Annotated in this window: 28 protein-coding genes; 12 read left to right on the top strand and 16 right to left on the bottom strand. The window is 77.2% G+C overall.

All coding sequences use genetic code 11. The features are described 5' to 3' along the window. Positions 1–135: 135 nt before the first annotated feature. Entirely contained in the window at positions 136–2,232 is a 2,097-nt protein-coding gene (locus tag BLT39_RS09955; RefSeq protein ID WP_242658291.1) for a putative bifunctional diguanylate cyclase/phosphodiesterase, read from the top strand. Then, positions 2,229–3,137, top strand: a complete 909-nt coding sequence (locus tag BLT39_RS09950; RefSeq protein ID WP_242658290.1) for an HDOD domain-containing protein — start codon at positions 2,229–2,231, stop codon at positions 3,135–3,137. Before BLT39_RS09955 ends, BLT39_RS09950 begins: the two co-directional genes overlap by 4 nt. Here the strand turns inward: BLT39_RS09950 and BLT39_RS09945 are convergent. Continuing rightward, complete coding sequence (locus BLT39_RS09945) at positions 3,134–3,877, bottom strand: SDR family NAD(P)-dependent oxidoreductase (RefSeq protein WP_091062299.1); 744 nt, start codon at positions 3,875–3,877, stop codon at positions 3,134–3,136. The two genes, BLT39_RS09950 and BLT39_RS09945, sit on opposite strands and share 4 nt — an antisense overlap. After that, positions 3,877–5,499 carry an amidase family protein gene (locus BLT39_RS09940; protein ID WP_091062297.1) on the bottom strand — a complete coding sequence of 541 codons (1,623 nt, stop codon included), beginning with the start codon at positions 5,497–5,499 and terminating at the stop codon, positions 3,877–3,879. Before BLT39_RS09940 ends, BLT39_RS09945 begins: the two co-directional genes overlap by 1 nt. 58 nt (positions 5,500–5,557) lie before the next feature. On the opposite strand from BLT39_RS09940, the gene BLT39_RS09935 reads away from it, so the two are divergent. Next, the gene (locus BLT39_RS09935; protein ID WP_091062296.1) at positions 5,558–6,382 is read left to right on the top strand and encodes a hypothetical protein; all 825 of its coding nucleotides are present in this window, start codon (positions 5,558–5,560) and stop codon (positions 6,380–6,382) included. Here BLT39_RS09935 and rpmF read toward each other — a convergent pair. Genes rpmF through mrf form a run of 3 tightly spaced genes read right to left on the bottom strand, consistent with a single transcriptional unit; the run spans position 6,379 to position 8,023 of the window. Next, on the bottom strand, positions 6,379–6,543 hold the full coding sequence (rpmF, locus tag BLT39_RS09930) for a 50S ribosomal protein L32 (RefSeq protein ID WP_091062293.1): 165 nt from the start codon (positions 6,541–6,543) through the stop codon (positions 6,379–6,381). The genes BLT39_RS09935 and rpmF overlap by 4 nt on opposite strands. Beyond that, positions 6,543–6,788: a type B 50S ribosomal protein L31 gene (locus BLT39_RS09925; protein ID WP_091062291.1), complete on the bottom strand. Its 246-nt coding sequence runs from the start codon at positions 6,786–6,788 to the stop codon at positions 6,543–6,545. Before BLT39_RS09925 ends, rpmF begins: the two co-directional genes overlap by 1 nt. Next, positions 6,785–8,023: a ribosome hibernation factor-recruiting GTPase MRF gene (mrf, locus tag BLT39_RS09920; RefSeq protein WP_091062289.1), complete on the bottom strand. Its 1,239-nt coding sequence runs from the start codon at positions 8,021–8,023 to the stop codon at positions 6,785–6,787. The genes BLT39_RS09925 and mrf overlap by 4 nt, the downstream gene beginning before the upstream one ends. A gap of 53 nt (positions 8,024–8,076) precedes the next feature. Between mrf and rpmB the strand changes: the two genes are divergently transcribed. The 4 genes from rpmB to BLT39_RS09900 all read left to right on the top strand — a co-directional run bounded on the left by rpmB (position 8,077) and on the right by BLT39_RS09900 (position 10,074). After that, positions 8,077–8,313 (top strand): 50S ribosomal protein L28, encoded by a 237-nt coding sequence (gene rpmB / locus BLT39_RS09915; RefSeq protein WP_091062287.1) that lies wholly within the window; start codon positions 8,077–8,079, stop codon positions 8,311–8,313. 1 nt (position 8,314) lies between these two features. After that, on the top strand, positions 8,315–8,614 hold the full coding sequence (rpsN, locus tag BLT39_RS09910) for a 30S ribosomal protein S14 (RefSeq protein ID WP_091062286.1): 300 nt from the start codon (positions 8,315–8,317) through the stop codon (positions 8,612–8,614). Between the two features lie 84 nt (positions 8,615–8,698). Continuing rightward, on the top strand, positions 8,699–9,691 hold the full coding sequence (locus BLT39_RS09905; RefSeq protein ID WP_131801458.1) for a hypothetical protein: 993 nt from the start codon (positions 8,699–8,701) through the stop codon (positions 9,689–9,691). Further along, a complete protein-coding gene (locus tag BLT39_RS09900) occupies positions 9,688–10,074 on the top strand; it encodes a GntR family transcriptional regulator (protein WP_207507822.1) in 387 nt (128 codons plus the stop codon). The genes BLT39_RS09905 and BLT39_RS09900 overlap by 4 nt, the downstream gene beginning before the upstream one ends. Here the strand turns inward: BLT39_RS09900 and BLT39_RS09895 are convergent. Both BLT39_RS09895 and BLT39_RS09890 read right to left on the bottom strand, forming a co-directional pair. Then, positions 10,071–12,209: a heavy metal translocating P-type ATPase gene (locus tag BLT39_RS09895; RefSeq protein WP_091062282.1), complete on the bottom strand. Its 2,139-nt coding sequence runs from the start codon at positions 12,207–12,209 to the stop codon at positions 10,071–10,073. The genes BLT39_RS09900 and BLT39_RS09895 overlap by 4 nt on opposite strands. Then, positions 12,209–12,520 (bottom strand): DUF1490 family protein, encoded by a 312-nt coding sequence (locus tag BLT39_RS09890; protein ID WP_165640223.1) that lies wholly within the window; start codon positions 12,518–12,520, stop codon positions 12,209–12,211. Before BLT39_RS09890 ends, BLT39_RS09895 begins: the two co-directional genes overlap by 1 nt. A 61-nt stretch (positions 12,521–12,581) precedes the next feature. Between BLT39_RS09890 and BLT39_RS09885 the strand changes: the two genes are divergently transcribed. Together BLT39_RS09885 and BLT39_RS22390 are read left to right on the top strand one after the other, a co-directional pair. After that, the gene (locus BLT39_RS09885) at positions 12,582–13,580 is read left to right on the top strand and encodes a permease (RefSeq protein WP_091062278.1); all 999 of its coding nucleotides are present in this window, start codon (positions 12,582–12,584) and stop codon (positions 13,578–13,580) included. Next, positions 13,577–14,272, top strand: a complete 696-nt coding sequence (locus BLT39_RS22390; protein WP_165640222.1) for a TIGR03943 family putative permease subunit — start codon at positions 13,577–13,579, stop codon at positions 14,270–14,272. The genes BLT39_RS09885 and BLT39_RS22390 overlap by 4 nt, the downstream gene beginning before the upstream one ends. Here BLT39_RS22390 and BLT39_RS09875 read toward each other — a convergent pair. From BLT39_RS09875 to BLT39_RS09850, 6 genes are all read right to left on the bottom strand, one after another. Continuing rightward, entirely contained in the window at positions 14,260–15,447 is a 1,188-nt protein-coding gene (locus BLT39_RS09875) for an MFS transporter (RefSeq protein WP_091062276.1), read from the bottom strand. The two genes, BLT39_RS22390 and BLT39_RS09875, sit on opposite strands and share 13 nt — an antisense overlap. A gap of 4 nt (positions 15,448–15,451) precedes the next feature. Beyond that, positions 15,452–16,303 carry a pyridoxal kinase PdxY gene (gene pdxY, locus BLT39_RS09870; RefSeq protein ID WP_091062273.1) on the bottom strand — a complete coding sequence of 284 codons (852 nt, stop codon included), beginning with the start codon at positions 16,301–16,303 and terminating at the stop codon, positions 15,452–15,454. A gap of 15 nt (positions 16,304–16,318) precedes the next feature. Beyond that, positions 16,319–16,945, bottom strand: a complete 627-nt coding sequence (locus BLT39_RS09865; RefSeq protein WP_091062272.1) for a class F sortase — start codon at positions 16,943–16,945, stop codon at positions 16,319–16,321. Then, positions 16,942–17,658: a CHRD domain-containing protein gene (locus tag BLT39_RS09860; RefSeq protein WP_091062270.1), complete on the bottom strand. Its 717-nt coding sequence runs from the start codon at positions 17,656–17,658 to the stop codon at positions 16,942–16,944. The genes BLT39_RS09865 and BLT39_RS09860 overlap by 4 nt, the downstream gene beginning before the upstream one ends. Positions 17,659–17,726: 68 nt before the next feature. Next, positions 17,727–18,392, bottom strand: coding sequence for an anti-sigma factor family protein (locus BLT39_RS09855; RefSeq protein WP_091062267.1), 666 nt, complete (start codon positions 18,390–18,392; stop codon positions 17,727–17,729). Then, positions 18,389–18,952, bottom strand: a complete 564-nt coding sequence (locus BLT39_RS09850) for a sigma-70 family RNA polymerase sigma factor (protein ID WP_091062266.1) — start codon at positions 18,950–18,952, stop codon at positions 18,389–18,391. Before BLT39_RS09850 ends, BLT39_RS09855 begins: the two co-directional genes overlap by 4 nt. Positions 18,953–19,113: 161 nt before the next feature. Between BLT39_RS09850 and BLT39_RS09845 the strand changes: the two genes are divergently transcribed. Next, positions 19,114–19,419: a hypothetical protein gene (locus BLT39_RS09845; protein WP_091062264.1), complete on the top strand. Its 306-nt coding sequence runs from the start codon at positions 19,114–19,116 to the stop codon at positions 19,417–19,419. Positions 19,420–19,494: 75 nt separating this feature from the next. Here BLT39_RS09845 and BLT39_RS09840 read toward each other — a convergent pair whose 3' ends face one another. Together BLT39_RS09840 and BLT39_RS09835 are read right to left on the bottom strand one after the other, a co-directional pair. Next, positions 19,495–21,180 carry a ribonuclease J gene (locus tag BLT39_RS09840; protein WP_091062262.1) on the bottom strand — a complete coding sequence of 562 codons (1,686 nt, stop codon included), beginning with the start codon at positions 21,178–21,180 and terminating at the stop codon, positions 19,495–19,497. 36 nt (positions 21,181–21,216) lie between these two features. Further along, entirely contained in the window at positions 21,217–21,474 is a 258-nt protein-coding gene (locus tag BLT39_RS09835; protein WP_091062260.1) for a hypothetical protein, read from the bottom strand. Positions 21,475–21,630: 156 nt separating this feature from the next. Here BLT39_RS09835 and BLT39_RS09830 point away from each other — a divergent pair, with 156 nt between their 5' ends. Further along, positions 21,631–22,695 (top strand): lysylphosphatidylglycerol synthase transmembrane domain-containing protein, encoded by a 1,065-nt coding sequence (locus tag BLT39_RS09830; RefSeq protein WP_131801456.1) that lies wholly within the window; start codon positions 21,631–21,633, stop codon positions 22,693–22,695. Between the two features lie 67 nt (positions 22,696–22,762). Continuing rightward, the gene (locus tag BLT39_RS23590) at positions 22,763–24,148 is read left to right on the top strand and encodes a cold-shock protein (protein WP_091062256.1); all 1,386 of its coding nucleotides are present in this window, start codon (positions 22,763–22,765) and stop codon (positions 24,146–24,148) included. A gap of 22 nt (positions 24,149–24,170) precedes the next feature. Here BLT39_RS23590 and BLT39_RS09820 read toward each other — a convergent pair whose 3' ends face one another. Further along, positions 24,171–25,916: a hypothetical protein gene (locus BLT39_RS09820; protein ID WP_091062254.1), complete on the bottom strand. Its 1,746-nt coding sequence runs from the start codon at positions 25,914–25,916 to the stop codon at positions 24,171–24,173. Positions 25,917–25,934 lie beyond the last annotated feature (18 nt).

Here is a 25,934-nt window from a genome sequence, read left to right as displayed (position 1 = left end):
GGCGGCGGCGCGCACCGTGGCCCCGACGATCCCACACGTACCTACTCGTCGGTAACCGGTCCCCGTCCCACCCGTGCGGGGGAGGCGGGCGGTCCGCGGCTCCAGCCCCGGCGTGCACCTGCCGACCCTGCCAGCGTGCCCAGCCCGACGACGGACCAGAACCCGGCGGTCGCCCGCCGTCCCCGGGTGACCTCGCGGGAGGTGCTCGACGCCGCCCGCGTCTCGCGGGCCGTGCTGCACGCCGCCTCCGTCCGCGTCGACGCCGCGGTGCTCGTGGTGGTCGCCGAGGCCGGCGGCCCCCGGGTGCGCTGGGCGGGCGCCGGCGTCGAGCGGCTGCTCGGGCACGCCACCACCGACGTGCTGGGCATGGCGCTGGACCGGCTGCTGCCCGGGACCCCGCCCGGGGTGCTGCTGCGCCGCGAGCGGACGGTGACCACCGAGTTGCGCGGCCGGTCCCGCACCGGCGCGCTGCTGGACCTCGTCGTCACCACCACGCCGTCCTCGGACGCCGGGGTCTGGACGGTGACCGCGCAGCACGCGCGCACCGCCACCGAGCGGGCGCTGGCCGACTCCGCCGCCGCCCACGAGCGGCGCTTCACCACCCTCACCGAGCGCTCCCCGGTGCCGACCCTGCTCTCGGAGCAGGGGCTGCGGCTGGCGCACGTCAACGACGCCTTCTGCCGGCTGGTCGACCGCCAGGCCGAGCAGCTGCTGGGCACCGGCTGGCTGGCCGGCATCCACCCCGAGGACGTCGGGGACGTGGTGGACACCGCCGCGGCCGCGCTCACCGGGGAGGTCGGCGACGTCCGGGCGCGGCTGCTGCGCGCCGACGGCGAGGAGCGCACCACCGTGCTGCGCTTCGCCCACCTGCACACCCCGGGCCTGGGCAGCGGGTTCGTCGCCACCATCGAGGACGTCACCGAGCGGCTGGCGTTCCAGGACCAGCTGGAGCACCAGGCCACCCACGACCCGCTGACCGGGCTGCCCAACCGCACCCGGCTGGCCTCCTTCGTCGCCCAGCGGTTCCAGCCCGGCGCCCACGGCGGGCTGGCCTGCCTCTTCCTCGACGTCGACGACTTCAAGGTGGTCAACGACTCCCTCGGCCACGCCGCGGGCGACCAGCTGCTGGTGCAGGTGGCCCACCGGCTGCGCGCCGTCGTGCGCCCGTCGGACCTGGTCGTCCGCTTCGGCGGCGACGAGTTCGTGGTGGTCTGCGAGGACGTCGACGAGGACGCCGCGGTCGCCCTGGGTGGGCGCATCTCCGCCGAGCTGGCCCGGCCGGTGCAGCTGGGCGGGGTCGGCGTGGGGGTGCGGGTCAGCGTCGGGGTCACCGTGCAGACCGCCGAGCACGCCAGCGCCGACGAGCTCGTCCGCGACTGCGACATCGCCATGTACCAGGCCAAGGCCGGCGGCAAGGGCCGGGTCTCGGTGCTCGACCAGGGCGCCCGGTCCCAGGCGCGGGACAAGCTGCGGCTGGTGGCCGACCTGCGGGCGGCGATCGACGGCGGCGGCCTCACCGTGCACTACCAGCCCGTCGTGGAGACCGAGACCATGCGGCCGGTCGGCGTCGAGGCGCTCGCCCGCTGGCAGCACCCGCAGCGCGGCTGGATCGGCCCGGACGTCTTCGTGCCGCTGGCCGAGGAGACCGGGCTGGTGGGCGCCCTGGGCGCGGCGGTGCTCGAGCAGGCCTGCGCCCAGGTCGCGGCGTGGGACGCCGAGCTCGGCCTCGGCGCGCCGCGGGTCGTGCACGTCAACGTGTCCGCGCTGCAGCTGGACGAGCACCTGCCCGCCCTGCTCACCGACACGGTGACCAGGCTCGGCGTGGGCTACGAGCGGATCTGCGTGGAGCTGACCGAGTCCGCCCTGGTGCGGGACCCGGACCTGGCGCTGCTGGTGCTGCACCGGCTGCGCGACCTGGGCACGTCCGTGGCCGTCGACGACTTCGGCACCGGCTACTCGTCGCTGGCACACCTGCGCCGGCTGCCGGTGGACTGCCTCAAGATCGACCGGTCCTTCGTGGCCGAGCTCTCCGAGGGCCACCCCGAGATCACCGGCGCGGTCGTCGCGCTGGCGACCGGGCTGGGCCTGTCGACGGTGGCCGAAGGGGTGGAGACGGTGGAGCAGGTACGCGCACTGGCCGGGATGGGTGCCACGCACCTGCAGGGGTACGGGATCGCCCGGCCGATGGACGCCGCGGCCACGACCGCCTGGTTCGCGGAGCGGGCCCGGTGACCGGGCAGCCCTGGGACGTGCTGGAGCCCCTGCTGCCCGCCGACCCCGACGACGACCTCCCGGTCGAGGACGCCGAGCCCACCGAGGCCGAGCTCGCCGCGGCGCTGCTGCCGGGGGTGGCCTTCGACGTGCACGAGGTGCTCTCGCACATCGACGAGCTGGCCGCCCAGCGGCCCGTCGCCGCGCAGATCGTCGCGCTCAGCCACGCCGAGGACGCCGGCGCCCGCGAGCTGTCGCGCCTGCTGGCCGCCGACGCCGCGCTCACCGGCCGGGTGCTCAAGCTCGCCAACTCGGCGTTCTACGGCCTGTCCGGCCGGGTGTCCTCGCTGCAGTTCGCGGTCACCGTGGTCGGGTTCGCCACCGTGCGGTCGATGGCCAGCGTCGCCCTCACCGGCCCCGACGACGGCACGCTGCCGCCCGACCACTGGGTGACCACCACGCACCTGGCGCTGGCCTGCGAGGCCCTCGCGCCGCGGATGGGCATGCGCGCGCAGGACGCGATGTGCACCGGCCTGCTCGCGCAGCTCGGCGCGGCGCTGCTGACCCACCACGACCCGGCCGGGTACGCGGAGGTGGCCGCGCTGCCCGCGGCGGCCGCCCGGCGGGCGGCGGAGGTCGACCGCTACGGCGTGCACGCGGTGCAGCTGACCTCGGCGGCCATGCGGCACTGGGGCTTCCCGGCCGCGATGGTCGCGCCGGTGACCGAGCTGGACGACCTGGGCTCGGTCGCCGGGGGCGTGCTGCGCGCGGCGTTCGAGATCACCGACCGCGCCACGGTGCCCGGCTACGCGCCGCAGCCGATCGGTCGGCTGTCCTGCGACCGGCTGCGCGACGCCGACGTCCCGCCGGTGCTGCTCAAGGTGCGCACCGAGGCCGCCGAGCTGCGCCGGGCCCTGCTGGTCTAATAGACGGCCACCCCGCGGGTGCCGCCGCCGGCGGGGACCGCGTCGCCGGTGACGGCCACGCTGCGGGGGGAGCACAGGAACACCACCACGTCGGCCACCTCCTCGGCGGTGACCATCCGGCCGATCCGGTTGCCGGCCGGGGCGGCGGCGACGTCGGCCGGCGTGCGCTCCGTGACCGTGGCACCGGGGTGCACGCAGGTGACGTTGACCCCGTGCGGCCCGAGCTCCTCGGCCAGGTTGGCCGTCAGCGCGGCCACCGCGACGTTGCGCACCGTGCCGACCAGGTTGCCGGTCGCGCGGGCGTTGAGGCCGCTGACGTTGACGATGCGGCCCCACCCCTGCGCGGTCATGTGCGGGGCGGCGGCGCGGGCGCAGCGCAGGTAGCCCAGCACCTTCGTCTCGACCTCGACGCGCAGGGCGTCGTCCTCCAGGTCGGCCAGCGCGGGCACCGGGGCCGAGGACGCCGGCCGGGCCGCGGCGTTGACCAGCACGTCGACCCCGCCCCAGGCGTCCACCACGGCCGCGACGGCGGCGCGCACCGCGGCGTCGTCGGTGGTGTCGGCGGGGACGACGAGCGAGGGGCCGGCCAGCTGCGCCGCGGTCGCCTCCAGCTGCTCGCGGGAGCGGGCCAGCAGGGCCACCTGCGCACCCTCCTCCGCCAGCCGCAGCGCGACCGCCTTGCCGATGCCGCGCCCGGCGCCGGTGACCAGCGCCCGCTTCCCGGTCAGCTGCAGGTCCATCAGGCACCCACCGTCGCGAGGAAGCCCGGGGCGCGGCGGGCCTGCGCCTGGTCCTCGAAGTCGGCGGCGACGTCGAGCAGGTCGGCGTCGGACCACCCGGTGCCGATTAAGCTGACGCCCACCGGCAGTGCGCCGCGCGGCCCGGCGAACCCGGCCGGCACGCTCACCGCCGGGTAGCCGGCGACCGCCGCCGGGGTCGAGGAGCTGTACACGAACTCGTCGGCGACGCCGTCGACGCCGGCGTACCGGGTCACCCAGGCCGGGGTGCCGGTGAGCGCCACGATCGCGGTCAGGTCGTCGTCGTCGCCGGGGCCCTGGGCCAGGGTCTCGTCGACCGACCGCTGCGCCAGGTCGCGGATGCGGTCGCGGGTCTGCTCCGCGTCGGGCGCCGCGATGGCCTCGGTGAAGAGCTCCTGGCCGAAGTAGGCGAGCTCGACCGGGTCGTCGTCGTTCTCCGCGACGAGCCCGGCCAGGTCGTCGGGCACGTCGCCGTCGGTGGCCTCGAGGTAGGCGGTCAGGTCGCGGTCGAACTCGGCCAGCAGCGCCGGTGTCTCGCCCTCGCCGATCTCGTCCTGGTAGGGCAGCTCCACCGGCACCGTGGTCGCCCCCGCGGCCTCCAGCGCGGCCACCGCGGAGGTCAGGACGGCGAGGGTGCCGGCGTCGACCCCGGAGTCGGGGGCGGGGGACCAGACCCCGATCCGGGTGCCCTGCAGGGCGTCGAGGTCCAGGTCGGCGAAGCCGGTGTCCGTGCCGTCGGGCACCTGGGCGGTCGCCTCGTCGGCGTCGTCCGGGCCGGCGACGACGGCCAGCAGCAGGGCGGCGTCCACGGCGTGCCGGGCGATCGGGCCGGCGGTGTCCTGCTCGGCCGAGATGGGCACGACGCCGTCCCGCGAGACCTGCCCGAGGGTGGGCTTGACCCCGACGACGCCGTTCGCGCCGGACGGGCAGACGATCGAGCCGTCGGTCTCGGTGCCGATGGCGACCTGGGCGAAGGACGCCGCCACCCCGGCCGCGGAGCCCGAGGAGGAGCCGCACGGGTTGCGGTCGAGCACGTAGGGGTTGGCCGTCTGCCCGCCCGCGCCGGACCAGCCGCTGGTGGAGTCCGCGCCGCGGAAGTTGGCCCACTCGGACAGGTTCGCCTTGCCGATGACGACCGCCCCGGCGTCGAGCAGGCGGGCGGTGATGGTCGCGTCGTCGGGCTCGGAGTCCAGCAGCAGCCGGCTGCCGGCGGTGGTCGGCAGGTCGGCGGTGTCCACGTTGTCCTTGAGCAGCACCGGGATGCCCTCCAGCGGGCTGCGCGCCCCGCCGTCGGCCCGGGCGTCGTCGCTGGCCCGGGCGTCGGCCAGCGCGTCCGGGTTGAGCGTGAGGACGGCGCCCACCTCGTCGTCGTGCTCGGCGATCCGGTCCAGGTAGGCCTGGGTCAGCTGGACGGCGGTCAGGTCGCCGGCGTCCATCATCGACTGCAGGTCGGGGATGGTGAGCGCGTCCAGGTCGCGCACGTCCGCGCCGTTCCCCGTCGCGGCGCCCGAGGCGGCCGCGGGGTCGGGGTCGCTGCCCGAGCTGCAGCCGGCCAGCAGGAGGGCGGCGACGGCGAGCAGCACGGTCGGCCGGGGTGATCGCATGCCCCACGCTAGGAGCCGATCGCGGACCCGGCCAACCGGGCGGGCCACCGGGTGGACCATGGACGCCGTGTTCGAGATCGACGAGATGGCCCTGCTGACCCGGGAGGTGCTGCGCGAGCGCAGTGCCGCCCTGGTCGCCGAGACCTGCGCGTGGGCCGTGGGCACCGGCGACCGGCCGCACCACACCCGCCGCCGCGGCCGCCTGGTGGCCACCGGCACCACGGTCGGGGTGCGGGCGGAGAACGGCCAGCCGCTGGGCGACGAGGAGACCGGCCGGCTGGACCTCGGCGACGCCCGGCCGGGCAGCTTCCGCGACGTGCTCAACATGGTCGACGCCGAGGGCGGGCTGTGCGCCGACCGGTTCGACGTCGAGGTGCTCGAGCCGTTCGTGCTGGAGACGTGCGTGCTGGCCGGGCAGCGGCTGCGCGCGGCGCGGCCGCAGGCGTGGGCCGAGCTGGCCGACGACGTGGGGGAGGACCCGGGCGACGTCGCCGCGGTGGTGCGGGCCGGGGAGTGGGAGGCGCCGCTGCGGATCGTCGCCGAGCACCTGGTGCTGGCCGCGATCGGCGACACCCCCCTGGCCCTGGTCGAGGCCGAGGGAGTGCCGCTGTCGCTGGTGCGCGCCGCCGAGGGGATCACCCGGCAGGCCGCCCCGGCGCCGCCTGTTCCCCCCGCCGAGCTGTCGGGCGTGCTGTTCCTGGCCCGCGCCGCGGTGGTGGGGGAGGAGACGCCCATCCCGGCGTCGGCGGCCGACCGGGTGCTGGCCGCGCTGCTCGCGGAGGGCCTGGAGCGCGACGAGGTGCTCGCCGTGCTGGCCGACCTGCCGCTGGAGCCCGCGGCCGAGCGCGACCTGCGCCGGCTGGCCGAGCAGCTCCCGGACTAGGGCCGCACCAGCCCCCGCTGCACCGCGGCGACGAGCCGGCGGGGCACGAGGTGGCGGGCGCCGTCGACGACCACCGGCACCAGGTCGGGCGGGGTGGCCCTCCACCGCGCCCGGCGGTGCCGCGTCCGTGACCGGGAGGTCCTCCGCTTCGGGACGGCCATCAGCGACGCCGCCCGTACCGGGCGTGGAACTTCTCCACGCGGCCCGCGGTGTCCAGCACCCGCGCGCTGCCGGTCCAGAAGGGGTGCGACGCCGCGCTGGTGTCCACCGGGACCAGCGGCAGCACCTCGCCGTCCAGCTCCACGGTCTGGTCGGTCGCCACGGTCGAGCGGGTGCGGATGAGGGTGCCGGTGGCGGCGTCCCGGAAGACGACGGTGCGGTAGGTGGGGTGGATGCCGGGCTTCATCGGTTCTCCTCGCTGAGGTGGGTGGTGGGGTCCGCGGGGCTGGAGGCCTCGCAGGGGTCGGTGTGCGCCGCGCCGAACGGGTCCTCCAGCGCCGCCCAGCCGGCCGGGCCGAGGGCGAGCTCGGCGTCGGTGAGCAGGGCGGCGGCCAGCGCGGCGGTGATGGCCCCGGCGGGCTGGCGGTGGGTGAGCACGACGAGCTGGGTGTCGCGGTCGCCGTGCACCGGGTCCCAGCGCAGCGCCGCGGCCACCCGGCGCTCGTCGTCGACCTGGGCCCACAGCTGCGGGTCGTCGCCCAGGGTGGCCAGCCACTGCCCGGCGTCCCCGAGCTGCAGGCCGCCACCGGCGGACTCCAGCCAGACCGCGGACCCGTGCTGGGTGGCCAGCCACAGCCGGCCGCGGGTGCCCACGACCCCGTCGAGCAGGACGTCGAAGGCCTCGTGCAGCCGCCCGGGGTGGAACGGCCGGCGGGCGGAGAACCGCACCAGCTCCAGGCCCGCGTCGGCGTCCAGCGGGGGCTGCCCGGCCAGGAGCGCGTCGTGCGGGTGCCGCACCCGGCCCCGCCGGGCGGTGCGGGGGAGACCGGCCAGCACCCGGGCCGGGCGCCAGTGGTCGACGGCGCCGACCCGGGCGGTCGGCGCCCAGCGCTCCAGGGCCGCGTGCAGCCGGGCCGCCGGCCAGTCCTCGACCGGCGGGCCGGCCAGCAGCAGCACGTCCGCGAAGCCGGTCGCGCCCAGCAGCACCTGGGCGACGGTGCGCTCGTCGTCGGCGGTGGCGGCCAGGCCGCGCTCGGCCAGGGTGTCCTCGCCGGTCACGTCCGCCAGCCAGCTCGCGGCCTCCAGGACGGCGACCACGGCCTCCACCTGCACCGCCTCGCCGGCCGTGCCGCCGTCCGGCAGCTCGACGGCGTCCAGCGCGACGCACAGCTGCTCGGGCTCCAGTGCCGGGTCGAGCTGCAGCACGATGCGCGCGGTGCCCGGCCGGGCGGCCAGCTCGCGCAGCAGCGGCAGGACGTCGAGCCGCAGCGTGCACGACAGGCAGCCGTGGGCGAGCTCGAGCGCGGTCTGCTCGGTGCCCGTGTCGTCGCGGACCGACCGGACGACGACGCCCTCGGCCAGCCCGCGCACGTCGTGGTGCACGACGACGGTGCCGGGTGCGGCGAGCTGCAGGTCGGCGGCGGCGCGGGCGGTGTGCGCGGGGGAGAGGCCGGCCACCAGGACCAGCGGGGTTCGGCTCATGCCGGCAGACCCTACACGCGAATGAGAATCATTCTCAGTTAAGGTGCTCAGCCATGACCACCTTCTGCGAGGTGACCGGCCGGAAGCCGACCTTCGGCAAGGCCGTGAGCCACTCCCACCGGCGGACCAGTCGCCGCTTCGACCCCAACCTGCAGCGCAAGCGGTTCTGGCTGCCCAGCGAGGGCCGCTACGTGCGGCTGACCGTCTCCACCCGCGGCATCAAGACCATCGACGTGCAGGGCATCGAGGCGGTCTGGGCCCGCATCCAGCGGGACCGGGCGGTCCGCTGACATGGCCAAGGCCTCGAAGATCGCCAAGAACGAGCAGCGCAAGGTCGTGGTCGCCCGGTGGGCGGCCCGCCGGGCCGAGCTGAAGGAGCAGCTGCGCACCGGGGACGACGCCCAGCGGGCCGCCGCGGTCGCGGCCCTGCAGCGGATGCCGCGGGACGCCTCGGCCACCCGGGTGCGCAACCGCGACGTCGCCGACGGCCGGCCGCGGGGGTACCTGCGCACGTTCGGTCTCTCCCGGGTGCGCATGCGGGAGATGGCCCACCGGGGCGAGCTGCCCGGCATCACGAAGGCCAGCTGGTGAGGCCCGCGCCGCCGCCCCGGCGCAGGCGCCGCCTGGACGGGCCGGCGGTCGTTGACAGACCCGTCGTCGTGGTCCAATGTACCGATGCATTGGTTCAATGCATCGGAGGTCGTCATGGGCGGGCTGTTCTCCTCCGCGCCGGTCGCGCTGGTCCTGCTGGTCGGGCTCACCGTCGGCGCCGGGCTCGCCGCGACGGCCGTCCGCCGTCGGCAGCTCGACCCGGCCGTCGCCGACGCCCGGCGGCACGGCACCGGGGCCGGCGGACTCGCCGTGCTGGCCGGGCTGGCCGCGGCGGTCGCGGTCGGTCTCACCGACCCGGCCGCCCGGCTCGGCTCCGGGGTGTCGGCGGCCCTGACCCCGCTCGCGTTCGCCGCGGTGCACACCGGCGTGCTCTGGGTGGGGGAGTCGGCGTGGCCGCGCCCGCGCGGCGCGGTCCGCACCGCGTCGCTGCTGCCGCGCCGCTTCCCCGCCGAGGCCCGCCGGGTGCGCCGGCTCCTGGTGGGTGCCGCGGTCGGGCTCGTCGCGGTCGCCGCAGCCGGCTGGGCCACCAGCGCACCCGGCGGCCGTGCGGTGGCCGGACCGGTCACCGCGCTCCCCGACGGCCTCGGCGCGGTCGGGCCGTCGGTCGCCGGCCCCTACCCGGGCCCGGTGTTCGCCGTCCCGGCGCTGGCGGGGACAGCGGTCGTGCTGGTGCTCGTCGTGCTGGCGCTGCGCACCGCGCTCGCCCGCCCCGCGGTGCCCGGCCCGGCCGAGGCGGTGCTGCGGGCCGCCTCGGTGCACCGCGTGCTGCGCGGCGCCGCGGCGGGGCTGCTGGTCGAGCTCGGCGGGCTGCTCGTCGTCGGCTGCCTGGCGCTGCGCTCGATCGCGCGCGGTGCCGAGGTGGCGGTCGACACCCGGGTGCTCGACGTCGGCGGGGACCCCGTGCTCCAGGTGCTCGCCACGGCCGGCGCCGCCCTCGGCGGGTCGACGGTGCTGGCCGGGCTGGCGCTGCTCCTGCTGCCTGCACCCCGGCTGCGGCCGGCGCCGCCCACCCCGTCGGGTCCGCCGCCGTCCCCCGTGCCGGCGGTGCCCGCGTGACCGCCACCGACGCGCGCGGGCTGGTCCTGCGGGTCGACGTCACCTCCCCGGTGCCGGTCTACGAGCAGCTGCGGGAGCAGGTGACCGCGCTGGTGGCGGCCAAGCAGCTGGTCCGCGGTGACCGGCTGCCCGCGGCACGTGCCCTGGCCGCCGACCTCGGGCTGGCCGTCGGCACCGTGGCCCGGGCCTACAAGGAGCTGGAGGCCACCGGCGTGGTCGCCTCCCGCCGCCGGACCGGGACCGTGGTCGCCGGCCCGGTCGCGCCGTCCCCCGCCGCCGGCCTGGTCGCCGACGCCGCCGCCGACCTGGTCCGGGTCGGCCGCGCCGCCGGCTGGACCGACGAGCAGCTGGTCACCGCCCTCCGCGCCGCCCTGCTGCGCTAGCGGCGGTGGCGGACCAGGCGGGCGGAGTTGACCGCGACCGCCACCGAGCTGGCGTTGTGCAGCACCGCGGCCAGCACCGGCGACAGCGCGCCCCCGCCGGCCACCAGCAGCCCGACGCCGTTGACCGCGATCGACATGCCGTAGTTCTGCCGCACGATGTGCAGCGTCCGCCCGCCCAGGTCGCGCAGGTCCAGCAGGTGCCGCAGGTCGTCGCCGACCAGCGCCACGTCGGCGGTCTCCACCGCGACGTCGGTGCCCGACACCCCCATCGCGATCCCGATGTCCGCGGCGGCCAGGGCGGGGGCGTCGTTCGTGCCGTCCCCGATCACCGCCACGGTGCAGCCCTCCGCCTGCAGCGCCCGGACGACGTCCTGCTTGTCCTCGGGCAGCACCTCGGCCCGCCACTCCTCGATGCCCAGCTGCTCCGCGACCGCGGCCGCCGCGGTGGCGTGGTCGCCGGTGAGCATGACCACGCGGCGCACCCCGCCGGCCCGCAGCGCCGCCAGCACCTCGGGTGCCTCGGCCCGGACCTCGTCGCGCAGGCTGACCAGCCCCACGAGCGCGCCGTCCACGGCCAGCAGCAGCGGGGTCTCGGTCTGCGCACGCAGGTCGGCGAGCCAGCGCACCGCGTCGTCCGGCACCGGGACGCCCTCGGCGGCCATCAGCGCCTCGCTGCCCAGCAGCAGCACCCGGCCGTCGGCCTGCGTGCGCATGCCCAGACCCAGCAGCACCTCGCACTCCTCGTGCGGCGGGATGAACACGTGCCGCTCCTCGGTGGAGCGGATGACCGCCTGGGCCAGCGGGTGCCGGGAGTGGATCTCCGACGAGGCGGCGTAGCCCAGCACCTGCTCGGGCGTCCAGCCCGCGTCGAAGGAGACGACGTTGGTGACCACCGGCCGCCCGACGGTGAGCGTGCCGGTCTTGTCGAACACGACGGCGTCGACCCGCCCGGCGGCCTCCAGGTGGGCACCGCCCTTGATGAGCACGCCGCGGGAGGCGCCGTTGCCGATGGCCGCGCTGACCGCGGTCGGGGTCGAGAGCCCGACCGCGCAGGGGCAGGCGACCAGCAGCATCGTCATCGCCCGGCGCACGTCGCGGGTGACCAGCCAGGTCAGCGCGGCCAGCGCGAAGGAGGCGGGCACGAACCGGCGGGAGAACTCGTCGCCGACGGTCTGGATGGGTGCGCGGTCGTCCTGGGCCTGCTCGACGCGGGCGATGATCCGGCCGATCGCGGTGTCCGAGCCGGTGGCCGAGGCGCGCACCACGATGCGCCCCCTCAAGTTCACCGAGCCGGCGTGCACGGTGGCGCCGGCGGCGACGGTGACCGGCAACGGCTCGCCGGTGATGGCGGCCTGGTCGACCACGCCCTCGCCCTCGACGACCTCGCCGTCGACGGCGATGGTGGCCTGCTCGTGCACGACCACCAGGTCCCCGACCCGCAGCCGGGCCAGGTCGACCTGCTGCTCCACGCCGTCGGCGGCGACCACCCAGGCGGTGGACTCGGTGCCGGCCAGCAGCGCGGAGATGGCGTTGCGGGTGCGGCGCAGGGTGAGGTCCTGCAGCCACTCGCCGATGTTGAGCAGCCAGAGCACGGTCAGCGCGACGACGTTCTCGCGCAGCAGCAGGCTGGCCACGGTGGCGGCGGTGACCAGGGCGTCGGTGCCGGCGGTGCGCTGCCCGGTCAGCGCGCCGACCGCCCCCTTCATGAACGGGTAGCCGGTGAAGACCGTCACGGCGGTGGCGGCCAGCCGGCTCTGCCCCGACAGCACGGGCGGACGGCCGAGCACGTACCGGCGGACGCCGAGCAGCACCAGGGCCGCGCCGCCGACCGCGATCCGCAGCAGCTCGCCGTTGCCGACGTCGGCCGAGCGCGGCGCCCGGGCGACGGCCACGTCCGCGGGCCGCTGCCCCGCGGCGACGACCGCGGCGAGGACGGCGTCGCGGTCGGTGTCCGGGGCGGTCCAGACGACCACGTGCCCGGTGCCCGGGAAGGCCTGCACGGCCAGCACGCCGGGCACGTCGTCGAGCAGGTCCTCCACGACCACGGACCGCGACGGCGACCCGACCAGTGCGGGCACGTGCAGCCGCACCCGCCCCCCGGCGTCGGCGACGACGACGGGTGCCTCGGGGGCCATCAGTGGCTGTGGTCGTGCCCGGCGGAGCGGTCGGCCGGGGGCGGGGCCTGCTCGCCGAGGTCGGCGTAGGCCTGCGCCCGGACGTCGCCGGCGGCCAGCCGGCCGCGCTCGACGGCCCTCTCGGCCCGGCGGGCGCCGAGGATGCCGGCCTTGGTGGCGGCGACGGCGACCTTGCGGGGCAGGCTGCCGGGCTCACCGCGCTCGGCGGCGCGGACGACCACCACGCCGACCACCCCGGTGGCCACGGTGCCGATGGCCTTGCGGAGCAGGGACCCTGCGCCGGCGGTGCGGGACTTCTTCTGCTCTGCCACGGGAGCTCCTCGGTCTCGGGGGCGGCGTGCGACGCTGTGCGGCGACACGCTAACGGGAACCATGTTCAGGAGGGCGCGCGGGGTGCGCAGCGAGGTGCAGGTCACGCGGTCGCGGGTCCGCCCGACCGACGTGCTGGTGGTGCTGCTGCTGGCCGTGGTGGCCGCCCGGTTCCTGCTGCCCGGGGCCTTCGACGGCCCGGCGCTGCGGGCCTGGTCGACCGTGTTCGTCGCCGTCTGCCTGCAGGCGCTGCCCTTCCTGGTGCTGGGGGTCCTGCTGTCCGCGGCGATCGGCACGCTGGTGCCGCCGTCGTTCTTCGCCCGCGCGCTGCCCGGCCGTCCCGCGCTCGCGGTGCCGGTCGCCGGGGCTGCCGGCCTGGTGCTGCCCGGCTGCGAGTGCGCCTCGGTGCCGGTGGCCGGGAGCCTGGTCCGCCGCGGTGTCGCCCCGGCCGCCGCGCTGGCCTTCCTGCTGTCGGCCCCGGCGATCAACCCGGTGGTGCTGGTGGCCACCGCCGTCGCCTTCCCCGACGACCCGGAGATGGTGGCCGCCCGGTTCGTCGCGTCCCTGGCGGTCGCGGTGGTCATGGGCTGGCTGTGGACGGCGTTCGGCCGCGGCGAGTGGCTGCGCCCCCCGGTGCGGCACGAGCACGCCGCCGGCACCGGGCGCGCCGCGGCGTTCCTGGGCGCGGTGCAGCACGACCTGGTGCACGCCGGCGGCTTCCTCGTGGTCGGCGGGCTGACCGCGGCCACCCTGCAGGTGGTGGTGCCCCGGGCCTGGCTGGACGCCGTCGCCGACGAGCCGGTGCTCGCCCTGCTCGTGCTGGCGGCCCTGGCCGTCGTGCTGGCGATCTGCTCGGAGGCCGACGCGTTCGTGGCGGCCGGGCTGACCTCGTTCTCGCTCAGCGCCCGGCTGGCCTTCCTGGTCGTCGGCCCGGCGGTGGACGTCAAGCTCGTCGCGCTGCAGGCCGGCACCTTCGGGACCCGGTTCGCCGTCCGGTTCGCCCCCGCCACCTTCGTGGTCGCGGTGGCCGCGGCCGCGCTCGTGGGCTGGTGGCTGCTGTGAACCGGCTGACCCAGCACCTGCTCCTGGTGCTGCTGGGCGGGGTCGTGCTGCGGGTGTCGCTGGGCCAGGGGTACCTGGCGTACGTGCAGGCCGGGTTCCGGCCGCTGCTGGTCGCGGCGGGCGCCGTGGTGCTGGCCGTCGGCCTGGTCGGGGTGCTGCGGACCCGGCCCGGCGCGGACGACGCCCACCCCGGCCCGCGGGTGGCGTGGCTGCTGCTGGCCCCGGTCGCCGTCCTCCTGGTCGTGGCGCCCGGGCCGCTGGGTGCCTGGACCGCCGAGCGGCAGGCCGCCCCGGTGGCTGCTCCGCGGTCGGGCACCCCGCTGGGCATCGGCGCCGACGACCCCGGGGAGTCCCACCGCACGCTGACGCTGTCGGGCTACGCGGTCCGCACCCAGCAGAGCGACACCTCGCCGCTGGCGGGCCGGGACATCCGGCTGGTCGGCTTCCTCTCCCCGCGGGAGGGCGGTGGCTGGTACCTCACCCGGATCCGGATCGCCTGCTGCGCCGCCGACGCCTCGGCCGTCCGGGTGGTGCTCGACGGCGAGGTCGCCGGCCGCGCGGACCAGTGGGTCGAGGTCGTGGGCCGCTACGCCCCGTCCCTGCCGCACCCCACCGAGGGGTACCCGGAACCGGCGATCACCCCGGACGCCGTCCGCCCGGTGCCGGCCCCGGCCGACGGCTACGAGGACTGACCCCGGCGGGGCAGCAGCCAGGCGGCCGCGGCCGCCGGCAGGCCGAGCGCGGCCAGCAGCAGGAGCGTCGGGCGCGGCTGCCCGCCGGCCACCTCGACGGCGAGCACCAGCACCACGCCGCCCGCGTTGCCGGCCAGCAGCAGCAGGCTGGTGGCCCGGGCCGCCCGGTCGGCGCCGACGTGCAGCTCGGCCCACTCCAGGACCACCGGCAGGCCGGCCAGCAGCACGAACCCCACCAGGGGCAGCACCACCAGCAGCGCGGCGCCCGCGGGACCCGGGGGCAGCACGGCGGCCAGCGCGAACCCGCCCACCGTGACCGCGGCCGCGGCCAGCAGCACGGCCCGGCGGCGGTCGCGGGCCGCGGCCCAGGCCGGCAGCACCGCGGCGCCGGCGATGCCCGCCACGGTCATGCCCGCGATCAGCGGGCCGGCGGTGCCCGGCCGGCCGAGGGCGCCCAGCACCGGGTCCAGCCAGGTGGCCACGGCGTTGAACACCCCGACGCCGACGAAGAGCACCACGGCGAACAGCACCAGCAGGCGGTCCCGCCCCAGCCGGGCGGGCGCCGCCGCCGCGGCCGCGGGCACCGAGCGCGGGGGGACCCGGCGCAGCAGGACGACGGTGACCGCGGCGACCACCGCGACCGCGACCGCCTCCGCGCGCAGCAGGCCGCGCAGCCCGACCGCGTCCACCACCGGTGCGGCGACCAGCGCCGCGACCAGGATGCCGACGAACTGCGCCGCGCTGGCCGCGGCGATGGCCGCGGTGCGGCCCGCGGGGGCGGCGTAGCGCACGGCGACCACGGTGGTCGCCCCGAGCACCAGCGGCTGGCCGGCCGACAGCACCACCTGCCCGGCCAGCACGACCGGGTACGAGCCGGTGCCCAGCGCCCGGACGACGGCCCCGGCGGCGGTCAGCGCGGCGCCGGTGGCCAGGGCGGGCACGAGCGCCCGCTCCAGCCACCGGCCGGCCGCGGTCGCCAGCAGCACGAACAGCAGCGGGTTGACCGCGGCCAGGTTCGCGATGGCGCCGGTGCCCACCCCGAGGGCGCCGGCGGCCTGGTCGGTGACCGGGGAGAACGTCAGCCACAGCACCTGGGTGGCCGCGACCAGGACGCAGAAGGCGGCGAGCAGCGCGCGTGCCCCCGTGCTGGTCGCCGGCCCCGCCTGCTGCGTCACCGGCTCAGACCTCGACGACCTCGAAGGTCCGGGTGGGGGAGACGAACTCCTCCTGCGCGGCCACCGTCAGGATCTCCCGGCTGCCGGCCTCGGCGGTCATCCGCAGCAGCCCGAACACCGACGCCGCCGCGGCCCCCAGCGCGTCGGCCGCCGAGCCGGTGGACATCCAGTGCGCCAGGAACAGCGCCGCGATCGCGTCCCCCGCGCCGTTGACCGACAGGCCCAGCTCAGGGGTGCGCACCCGCCACGCCCGGCCGCCCGCGGCGGCGAGCAGGTCGACGGCGTCGTCGGGGGTGTCCTCGACGTCCAGGCTGGTCACCAGCACCACCTGCGGGCCGGTGGCCTGCAGGGCCGCGACCGCGTCGCGCACCTGCGGCAGCGTGGTCGTCGTCCCCCCGGTGAGCAGGTCCAGCTCGAAGTGGTTGGGGGTCACGACGTCGGCGGCGGGGACGGCGACGTCGCGCATGAACTCCGCGATGCCCGGCCGGACGAACACGCCGCGGCCGACGTCGCCGATGACCGGGTCGCAGCAGTACACGGCGGCCGGGTTGGCCTCCCGGACCCGGGCGACGGTGCCGACGACGGCGTGGCCGATGTCGGCCGAGCCCAGGTAGCCCGACAGCACCGCGTCGCAGCTGCCCAGCACGCCGCGCGCGGCGATGCCGTCGACGACCTCCTCCACGGCCTGGCCGTCGAAGACCCGCCCGGTCCAGGAGCCGTAGCCGGTGTGGTTGGAGAACTGCACCGTGTGCACCGGCCAGACCTCGTGGCCCAGCCGCTGCAGCGGGAAGACCGCGGAGGCGTTGCCGACGTGCCCGTAGGCCACGTGGGACTGGATGGAGAGCACGACCGCCACGGCGGGGGACCCTACTCAGCCGCTGCGGACCGCCGACACGACCAGGTTGTCGGTGTAGCTGCGCGCCCCGGCGTCGAAGGCCCCGGTGCAGGTGATCAGCCGCAGCACGTCCTCGGTGGTGGCGCCGAAGACCGCGGCGGTGGGGAAGGTGTCCTTGGCGACCTGCTCGGTGCCGGTGACCGTGTAGGTCGCGGTCGACCCGTCGGCGACGGTCAGCTGCACCGTGTCGCCGGGGGTCAGCTCGCGCAGGTCGTAGAACACCGCCGGCCCGGCCGTGGAATCGACGTGCCCCATGAGCACCGTCGGGCCGCGGGCGCCGGGCCGGCCGCCGGGGGTGAACCAGCCGACGTCGGCGAAGTCGGTGGGCACCTCGGCCGTGCCGTCCTCGGCGACGCCCAGCCCGATCAAGTCCTGCGCCACGCCGAGGGCCGGGATGGACACCGCGGTCGGCGCCGGGACGGCGGCCGGGTCCAGCGAGGACGGAGCGGGGGCCGCCGGCGCGGACGTCGGGGACGCGGCCGGTGCCGTGGACGACGGCGCCGCGGGAGGGGAGGCCGCGGGCCCCGCCGTCCCCGCGCAGCCCGTCAGCGCCAGCGCGGCGCCGGCGGCCAGCGCGAGACGACGGAGCCCGCGGGACCTCACTGCTGCGGCGCCCGGCGACGCAGCGCGACCGCGCCCGCCCCGGCCAGCAGCGCCGCGCCGCCGACCACGCCCAGGACGGTCCCCGTGGACCCGTCCTGGGCAGCCGACGCGCCACCCGCGCCGGTCTCCACGCCGCCGACCGGGATCTCCACCAGCTGACCGCGCACGGCCCCGGCCGCGTAGGCCGACGTGTGGGTGTCGGTGAAGAAGGCCGACGGGTCGGCCTCGATCTGGTCGAGGGTGAAGCCCTGCCCGGTGTCGGAGCCCTGCGGGGCGAGCCCGGTGGTGAAGGGGCCCTGCAGGCAGCCGGAGCTGACCAGGGCGCCGCTGCCGTCGTCCTCGGGGTTGGGGAAGGCGATGCGCGGCGGGCCGGCCTGGCCGGCGTCGCCCTGGTGGATGTGCGTCGCGGTCTTGGCCGGCGACTGGTATGGCGGGGTCACGCCGGTGAGGCGGATGTCGTAGCAGATCACCTCGGTGTCGGAGTTGATCCGGTAGGTGAAGGTGCCGCTGGTGCCGGGTTCGCCGGGGGTCGCCACCCCGTCGTTGTTGATCACCATGTCGGGCGTGGCCATCGCGGTGAAGGCGCTGGTGAAGGTGGCCGGCTCGGGCACCTCGGTCTCGGCGGCGGCCGGGCCGGCGGCGGTCAGCGCGAGCGCGCCGGCCGCGCCGGTGACGACGGCGGTGCGCAGGAGGGCGGTGCGGGTGCGGGACATCGTCGGGGCTCCAGTGCTCGGGGTCGCTGTCCCCGGGGTGTACGGCGCCCGACCCGTCCGCGTTCACCTCACAGCGAGGAGGTCAGCACCACCGCGCCGGAGCTGTCGAGCACCGCGAAGGACGCCGCGTCCTGCCGCAGCACCGAGCTGTTGAGGTTGCACACCATCTCGGTGTCGCCGGTGCCGAGGAACTCCCCGGCGGGTACCACGCGGCCGTCGTCCTCGGTGACCTGGGCCCGGTAGACCTCACCGGGGGTGAACCCGGCCCCGTGCAGCTGCACCTCCATGCCCCAGGTGTGCGGGACGACGTCGGCGGTGGCCTGCACCGCCGGGACGGCGACCTGCACGGCCACCGGCTCCAGCGGCGGCGGCTCGGGCACCGGGCGGACCAGCCAGCCGACCCCGAACGCGGCCGCGGCGATACCGGCGGCCGCGGCGGCCGGCACCCACCGGCGCCGCCGCAGGGGGACCGCGTCGGTCCGCGCGGCGGCCTGCTCCGCGGCGACCCCGGCCAGCACCCGGTCACCGAGCCCGGCCGGCGGTGCGGGCACGTCGTCGAGCCGGTCGGGGTCGACGAGGGCCAGCCGGTCGCGCAGCGGGGCGATGCCGGCGAGCTCGGCCCGGCACCCGGCGCACCCGTCCAGGTGGGCGCGGACCGCGGCGCGCTCGGCGGGCGTCCCGTGGCCCAGGGCGTAGCCGCCCAGCTGCTCGCGGAGCTCGCGGTGGGTGCTCACGGCTCGACCCCCATCTCGTCCAGTGCCAGGCGCAGCGCCTTGAGCCCGTAGAAGACCCGGCTGCGCAGTGTGCCCACCGGGATGCCCAGCTCGGCGGCCACCTCGCCGTACGGCCTGCCCCGCAGGTGGGTCGCGACGATCGCGGTGCGGTGGTCGGCACCGAGCCGGCCCAGCGCCTCCTCGACGACCCAGGCGTCGACCACCCGCTCGTCCAGGCCTGCGTCGACCGGCACGTCGGTGCCGGCGTCGTCGGTCAGCGCGCGCTGCCAGGGCCGCACGGCGAAGCGCCGGGCCTCGTCGACGACCACGTTGCGGGCGATCGAGAACAGCCAGGTGCGCAGGCCCGCCAGCTGGGGGTCGAAGGAGTCCGCGGCCCGCCAGGCCCGCAGGAAGACCTCCTGCACGACGTCCTGCGCCGCGCCGTCGTCGCCGAGCTGCCGCAGCGCGAACCGGTACAGCTCGGCGCCGTGGGCGGCGTAGGCGGCCCGGGCGTCGAAGGCCTCGGCGGGGTCGGTGGCGCGCCGCCCACGGGCGGCCAGCCGCCCGCGCCCTCCGGTCATCGCCGCCCCCCTCCGTCGCCGTGTCGGGGAGGGGTACGGCGCCCGCGCCGCGGACGTTCACCGCAGCGGGCAGGTCGCGCGCTGCCCGGTCGTGCACCGCTGTACCCGACCGCGGTCACGGCTGGGTCACGATCCGGACGTGCACTGCCGATACCCGGGGCATGAGCGCTCCAGCAGCCTCCGTCGGGCAGTCGGGCCGGTGCCCGCTGTGGTCCGACCCCGCGCACCAGGCCGCGATCACGGCGGCGTACGACTCCCTGTGCCAGGCCCTGACCGGGCCGATCGCCCCGCTCCGCCTCGTCGGCGGCCGCGGCTCGACGGCACCCCCGGCCCACCGCGTCCGCGAGCTCGGCCGCCTGGCCCGCGCCAGCCAGCAACCCGAGCGGGCCGCCGTGCTCCGCTGGGGCGCGCTGCCGGTCGCCGTCCGGCACGACCTGCTCGCCGGCTGGTTCGGCCGCGCCGCCTGAGGCAGGACCCCCTCGCCCCCCACGACGCGCTCGGCACGCCGTGGGCCCCGGCGAGGGGGCCCTCCCGGGACGTCGTCAGGCGTCGATGACCACCGGGATGATCATCGGGCTGCGCCGGCCGTTGCGGTGCGCCCACTGGGCCACCGCCCGGGTGATCAGCTGCTCGAGCTGCAGCGCCCCGCCGACGCCCTCCTCGGCGGCCTTGGCCAGCGCCTTCTCGATGAGCGGCACCACGCCGTCGAAGGTGCCCTCGTCGTGCACGAACCCGCGGGCCAGGAAGTCCGGCGGCTCGGCCAGCAGGCCGGTGTCGGCGTCGACGATGGCCACCACCGTGATGACGCCCTCCTCGGCGAGGTTGCGCCGGTCCTTCAGCGAGGCCTCGGTCGCCCCGCCCACGGTCGCGCCGTCGACGTAGACGTTGCCGGCGCTGACCTTGCCGGTGACCCGCACCTTGCCGCCGACCAGGTCGACGACCTGGCCGTCCTCGGCCAGCACCACCCCGCGCGGGTGCACGCCGGTCCGGATCGCCAGCTCGCCGTTGGCCTTGAGGTGGCGCCACTCGCCGTGCACCGGCATCACGTTGCGGGGCTTGACGACGTTGTAGCAGTACACGAGCTCGCCGGCGCTGGCGTGGCCGGACACGTGCACCTTGGCGTTGCCCTTGTGCACCACGTTCGCGCCCCACCGGGTGAGCTCGTTGATGATCCGGTAGATCGCGTTCTCGTTGCCGGGGATGAGCGAGCTGGCCATCAGCACGGTGTCGCCCTCGGAGATGCGGATGACGTGGTCGCGGTTGGCCATGCGGGACAGCGCCGCCATCGGCTCGCCCTGGGACCCGGTGCAGATGACGCAGACCTGGTCGGGGGGCAGCTTGTCCATCTGCTTGAGGTCGACGACCAGGCCCTGGGGCACGTCGAGGTAGCCCAGCTCCCGGGCGATGCCCATGTTGCGGACCATCGACCGGCCCACGAAGGCGACCTTGCGGCCGTGGGCGTGCGCGGCGTTGAGCACCTGCTGGATGCGGTGCACGTGGCTGGCGAAGCTGGACACGATGACCCGCTTCGGGGCGGTGCGGAACACCGTCTCGATGGCCGGCACCAGGTCGCCCTCGCTGAGGGTGAAGCCGGGCACCTCGGCGTTGGTGGAGTCGGTGAGGAAGAGGTCGACGCCCTCCTCGCCGAGCCGGGCGAAGCCGCGCAGGTCGGTGATCCGCCGGTCGAGGGGGAACTGGTCCATCTTGAAGTCGCCGGTGTGCAGCACCAGGCCGGCCTTCGTGCGGATGGCCACGGCCAGCGCGTCGGGGATGGAGTGGTTGACCGCGAGGAACTCGGTCTCGAAGGGGCCGAAGGGCACCGTCTCGCCCTCGGTGACCTCGCGGAGCACCGGCTTGATCCGGTGCTCCTCCAGCTTGGCCGAGATGAAGGCCAGGGTGAGCCTCGAGCCGACCAGCGGGATGTCGCGGCGCTCGCGCAGCAGGTAGGGCACCCCGCCGATGTGGTCCTCGTGGCCGTGGGTGAGCACGATGGCCACGACGTCGTCGAGGCGGTCCCGGATGGAGGTGAAGTCGGGGAGGATGACGTCGACGCCGGGCTGGTGCTCCTCGGGGAAGAGCACCCCGCAGTCGACCACCAGCAGCTTGCCCTCGTGCTCGAACACCGTCATGTTGCGGCCGATCTCGCCGAGCCCGCCGAGCGCCACGATCCGCAGGCCCCCCTCCGGGAGGGGCGGTGGGGTCTTCAGCTCGGGGTGCGTGCGGCTCATGGGTGCCACGCTACGGCCACCCACCGACAGGACCGGTCAGCGGCGGGTGGGCGGCACCGTGCGGCGCCGCCACTGCGCGCGGCCGGCGGCCACGGCCTCGTCCACGGCGCCGACCAGCGCGATCGCCACGTCGGGGTGCCGGCCGGCCACCGGGCCGAGCACGGTGGCCAGCACCGCCCACCGGACGTCGGCCCAGGGCACCCGCCGCGCCGGCGGGGGGACCGCGGGACGGGGCGGGACGGGGACGACCCGGGGCGGGGCGGGGGTCCCGACGGGTGCCAGCAGCACGGTCACGGGTGATCATCTGCCCACCGGGGTGTGCGGCAGGGCGGAGACGGGTGTGCGCAGGGTGAAGACCTGGGGTCGGACCGGTGCCGCCTCACCCGGACGGGGCACCCCGGGGGCCGCGGGTCGGTCGGCAGGGGGGCGCGGGTCGCTACCGTGCACGCGATGAGCAGCGGCCGGGACCCGGAGCACCCGGGCGGCCACGACACCGCGGACGCCCGCGGTCCGGTCGCGCGGTGGTGGCGTCCGGCCCTGGGCGGGGTCCTCGCGGTGGGCACCGCGGTGCTGCTGGCGGTGTTCTGGCAGTCCGTGGTGGGCTGGTTCCGCACCCTGTCGGGCACCGACGTGCGGTGGGCGGTGGCCGCGGTCGCCGTCCAGCTGCTGTCGATGCAGTGCCTGGTGTGGCAGCAGCAGATCCTGCTGCGGGCCGGCGGCGGCACGGCCCCGACCGGCAGCCTCACCGCGACCGTCTACGGCGGCAACGCCATCTCCGTGGGCCTGCCGCTGGCGGGGTCGGCGGCCAGCGTGGCCTACGCCTTCCGGCGCATGCGCGACCTGGGCAACAGCGCCGCGCTGGTCAGCTGGGTGCTGGCGGTGTCGGGGGTGTGCTCGACGGTGGCGCTGGCCGCGGTGGTCGCGGTGAGCGCGTCGGCCACCGGCAGCCCGTTCGGCGCGGCGGTGGCCTCGGTCGCGTCGGTGGCCGCCGTCGTCCCGGTGCTGACCCTGCTCGCGGTCACCCGCAGCCCCGAGGCCAAGGACCTCGTCGTCAAGCTGCTGGCCGCGGTCCTCGCACCCCTGTCCCGCTGGTTCACGGTGCTCCGGCCGGCCGTCGTCGGCCCGGCGGTCGACGACGCGCTGACCTCGCTGGGTGCCATCCGCCCCGGCGTCCGCAACGCGGCCCTGGCCGGTCTGCTGGCGGTGGCCAACTGGCTGCTGGACGCCCTGTGCCTGTGGTTCGCCGTGCACGCCGTCGGCGCCGACCTCTCGCTGCGCGGCACGGTGCTGGCCTTCGCCGCCGGCGCGCTGGTCTCCTCCACCCGGCTCACCCCCGGCGGGATCGGCGTCGTCGAGGCCGCGGTGGCCTCCGCGCTGGTCGCGGCCGGCCTGCCGGCCGCGCAGGCGGTGCCCGCGGTCGTGGTCTACCGGCTGGCCAGCCTCTACCTCCTCGCCGCCGTCGGGGCGCTGTGCCTGGTGCTCGCGCCCCGACCGGTGCACCCTCCGGAGGACTGAGCACGGCAAGTGGGACGCTGGACACGGCACACCGGTGCCACCGAGCAGCAGGAAGCAGGAGCAGGGCATGCCGCAGGGGTTCGTGAAGTGGTTCAACGCCGAGAAGGGGTTCGGGTTCATCGGGCCCGACGACGGCGGTGAGGACGTCTTCGTGCACTTCTCGGCCATCGAGGACCGCGGCGGGTTCCGCAGCCTCGACGAGGGCGCGCGGGTCGAGTACGAGGCCAGCCCCGGCCAGCGCGGTCTGCAGGCCGACCGGGTGACCCCGCTGGGCGGCCCGCCCGTGCAGGTCGACCGGTCCGCCTCCCGCGAGCCGCGCCGCGACGCGCCGCGGCGCGAGCCGGCCCGTGCCCCGCGCAGCTCCGGGGGCGGCGCCGAGGGCACCGTGCGCTTCTTCAACGCCGAGAAGGGCTTCGGGTTCATCTCGCCCGACGACGGCGGCGACGACGTGTTCGTGCACTTCTCCGCGATCGTCGACGACGGCGGCTACCGCTCCCTCGAGGAGGGCCAGCGCGTGCTGTTCGAGGCGGCCCGGGGCGACCGCGGGATGCAGGCCACCCACGTGCAGCCGCTCGGCTCCGCGGGCGGGGGGCACGGCGGGCACGGCGGCTACGACGACGGGGGCTGGTCCGACGCCGGGTCGGGGCTGCCGCAGGGCACCGTGCGCTTCTTCAACGGCGAGAAGGGCTTCGGGTTCATCTCGCCCGACGACGGCGGCGACGACGTGTTCGTGCACTTCTCCGCGATCGTCGACGACGGCGGCTACCGCTCCCTCGAGGAGGGCCAGCGGGTGGAGTTCGAGGCCGCCCAGGGCGACCGCGGCATGCAGGCCACCCACGTGCAGCCGCTGTCCGGCGGGGGCGGGTACGGCGGCGGGTACGGCGGCGGGCAGTCCGGGTCGGGCCTGCAGCAGGGGACCGTGCGGTTCTTCAACGCCGACAAGGGCTTCGGCTTCGTCGAGCCCGACGACGGCTCGCGCGACGTCTTCGTGCACTACTCGGTGATCGAGGACGACGGCGGCTACGGCGACCTCGCCGAGGGCCAGCGGGTGGAGTTCGCCGCCAGCCAGGGCGAGCGCGGGCCGCAGGCCGACGTCGTCCGGCCGCTGGGCCAGGCCGGCCCGCCGCCGCGGCGCGACCCCGCCCGCCGCGAGGCCCGGCGCGACCCCGCCCGCGGCTCCGACCGCGGTGCCGACCGGCCGCGCCGCCAGGCCGGCCCGCGCGACGTGCCGCCGCCGCTCCAGGGCGGCCAGGAGGGCACCGTCAAGTGGTTCAACGCGGGCAAGGGCTTCGGCTTCATCGCCCCCGACGACGGCAGCGCCGACGTCTTCGTGCACTTCTCGGCCATCCCCGACCGCGGCGGCTACCGGGAGCTCGACGAGGGACAGCGGGTGCAGTTCACCACCAGCCAGGGCGACCGCGGCCCGCAGGCCGACCAGGTCGAGCCGATCTGACCCCCCGGCCGGCCGGGGCCGGTCAGTAGCGCAGGGCGTCGTTCGTCGGGCCGGCCACCGGTGCGACGGCGCCGTCCGGCGTGGTCGCCGTGCGGAAGTCCTGGCTGCGGAGCTCGGCCGTCCAGCCGAAGCCGTCGACGAGCTCGGCGGTGACCGGCGGGTCGCCCGCCCCCGTGTCGAGGACGACGTCCTCGTCGCGCGGGGCGAAGACCACGGTGGTGCGCTCGGCGCCGGAGGCCAGGTCGCTGCGCACCGAGCAGGTCGCGGCGACGACGAGCTCCTCGAGGTCGGTCCCGGCCGGGTAGGCGCTGCCCCCGCACGAGCTCCAGGTCGTCGTCGTCCCGTCGGCCACGGTGACCGAGCGGTGCACCCCGGTGGCCGTCACGACGGCGCCGGAGGGCAGGACGGCGCCGACGGAGACCACCTCGTAGGTGGACCCGTCCGGGGCCGGGAGCAGACCGGACCCGAGGACCCGGACGTCGAGGTCGTCCTCGGCCCAGCCGGTCGCCGCGGTGATGACCGACAGCGTGGCCCCGGCCGCCCCGGCGGTCGCCACCGGCAGGCCCGACCGGCTGGGCAGGTCCGGTCCGGGGCCGACCGGGAAGAACAGGAGGCCCGGCGTGGCGGGCACGACGTCCCGGGTGGCCGCGCCGAGCGGGGTGACGACGACGCGCACCGCGTACCCGTCGGGCCGGTCCAGGGTGACGGCGGCGACGCCGTCGGGCGCCGGGACGTCGAGGACGGCGGGTCGCACCGCGCCGGTGGCCGGGTCGACCACGACCCCCGCGGAGATCGTCACCCCGGCCCCGGCCTCGGCGAGGACGACGACGCGGGCCGGCCGCGCGCCCTCGCCGGGGACCACCACGGCGACGGCCGGGGCGCTCGGCCGGTCCCCGTTGCCGACGACGTCGAGGTCGGCGGGGTCGGCCCCGGCCGGGCCGGTCAGCCAGGCGAGCAGGCCGCTGGGCGACGTGGGCGCCATGAGCGCGACGCGGACGCCCTCGACGTCGTCGACGAACAGCGGCAGGTAGTCCGCACCCGGGAGGTCGGCGGCCCCCAGACGCCGCTGCAGGCCCGCGACGAGCTCGGCGTCGGTGACCAGCGCACCGCGGGGTGCCACGGCGGCCACGCCGCCGGCCGGGGGAGCGGCGCGGGTCGGGGACGCCGTCGGCCCGGTGCCCCGGGGTGCGGGCCCGGGCGCCAGGACGGCCCCGGCGACGAGGGCCGCCGCCGCGGCGACCGCCAGCCCCGCCCGGCGGGTCCGGCGGCCGGCCACGGACCGCACCGCGTCGGCGACCTGGTCGTCGTCCCAGGAGCCGGCCCCGCAGAGACCCGCCAGCACGTCGAGCCGGCGGGGCAGGTCCCCGGGCAGCTGCGCGGCGAGCGCGTCCGGGTCGGTGCCGGGGAGCAGCTCGGCGACGCGGGCGGGAGAGCGGTCCTCGTACCAGCGCAGGACCACCGCGGCGCGGGCGTCGGGGTCCAGGGCGTCCAGCCGGTCGGCCAGGTCGGCGGCGTCGGCGAGGTCGGCGCCGGACGCCCACCAGGGCCCGGCCGTCTCGCCGCGCAGGCTCGCCCGCCCGGACCACCGGCGCCGCCGGTGGCGGAGCACCAGCAGGTCGACCAGGGCGTCGTGCTCGGCCCGCGCGCGCCGGTCGGCCAGGGTGCGGGTCGTCAGCTCCCGCGCCGAGGCCTGGTCACCGGCCAGCAGGAAGGCGGTCGGCAGCAGGTCCCGCCACCGCTGCCGTGCGACGTCCTCCCGGGTGCCCACGCCGCGCAGTCAACGGCA

Origin of the sequence: Klenkia brasiliensis (assembly GCF_900100695.1) — a bacterium.
In the GTDB taxonomy this organism is placed as follows: Bacteria; Actinomycetota; Actinomycetes; order Mycobacteriales; family Geodermatophilaceae; genus Klenkia; species Klenkia brasiliensis.
This window is presented reverse-complemented; position numbering and strand designations above follow the sequence as displayed.

What these genes read in the sequence shown, in the direction of transcription:
- BLT39_RS09945 (WP_091062299.1), bottom strand. Translation starts at nt 3,877, where the DNA reads ATGGACCTGCAGCTGACCGGGAAGCGGGCGCTGGTCACCGGCGCCGGG.
- BLT39_RS09940 (WP_091062297.1), bottom strand. Translation starts at nt 5,499, where the DNA reads ATGCGATCACCCCGGCCGACCGTGCTGCTCGCCGTCGCCGCCCTCCTG.
- BLT39_RS09935 (WP_091062296.1), top strand. Translation starts at nt 5,558, where the DNA reads ATGGACGCCGTGTTCGAGATCGACGAGATGGCCCTGCTGACCCGGGAG.
- rpmF (WP_091062293.1), bottom strand. Translation starts at nt 6,543, where the DNA reads ATGGCCGTCCCGAAGCGGAGGACCTCCCGGTCACGGACGCGGCACCGC.
- BLT39_RS09925 (WP_091062291.1), bottom strand. Translation starts at nt 6,788, where the DNA reads ATGAAGCCCGGCATCCACCCCACCTACCGCACCGTCGTCTTCCGGGAC.
- mrf (WP_091062289.1), bottom strand. Translation starts at nt 8,023, where the DNA reads ATGAGCCGAACCCCGCTGGTCCTGGTGGCCGGCCTCTCCCCCGCGCAC.
- rpmB (WP_091062287.1), top strand. Translation starts at nt 8,077, where the DNA reads ATGACCACCTTCTGCGAGGTGACCGGCCGGAAGCCGACCTTCGGCAAG.
- rpsN (WP_091062286.1), top strand. Translation starts at nt 8,315, where the DNA reads ATGGCCAAGGCCTCGAAGATCGCCAAGAACGAGCAGCGCAAGGTCGTG.
- BLT39_RS09905 (WP_131801458.1), top strand. Translation starts at nt 8,699, where the DNA reads ATGCATTGGTTCAATGCATCGGAGGTCGTCATGGGCGGGCTGTTCTCC.
- BLT39_RS09895 (WP_091062282.1), bottom strand. Translation starts at nt 12,209, where the DNA reads ATGGCCCCCGAGGCACCCGTCGTCGTCGCCGACGCCGGGGGGCGGGTG.
- BLT39_RS09885 (WP_091062278.1), top strand. Translation starts at nt 12,582, where the DNA reads ATGTTCAGGAGGGCGCGCGGGGTGCGCAGCGAGGTGCAGGTCACGCGG.
- BLT39_RS09860 (WP_091062270.1), bottom strand. Translation starts at nt 17,658, where the DNA reads ATGTCCCGCACCCGCACCGCCCTCCTGCGCACCGCCGTCGTCACCGGC.
- BLT39_RS09850 (WP_091062266.1), bottom strand. Translation starts at nt 18,952, where the DNA reads ATGACCGGAGGGCGCGGGCGGCTGGCCGCCCGTGGGCGGCGCGCCACC.
- BLT39_RS09845 (WP_091062264.1), top strand. Translation starts at nt 19,114, where the DNA reads ATGAGCGCTCCAGCAGCCTCCGTCGGGCAGTCGGGCCGGTGCCCGCTG.
- BLT39_RS09840 (WP_091062262.1), bottom strand. Translation starts at nt 21,180, where the DNA reads ATGAGCCGCACGCACCCCGAGCTGAAGACCCCACCGCCCCTCCCGGAG.
- BLT39_RS09830 (WP_131801456.1), top strand. Translation starts at nt 21,631, where the DNA reads ATGAGCAGCGGCCGGGACCCGGAGCACCCGGGCGGCCACGACACCGCG.
- BLT39_RS23590 (WP_091062256.1), top strand. Translation starts at nt 22,763, where the DNA reads ATGCCGCAGGGGTTCGTGAAGTGGTTCAACGCCGAGAAGGGGTTCGGG.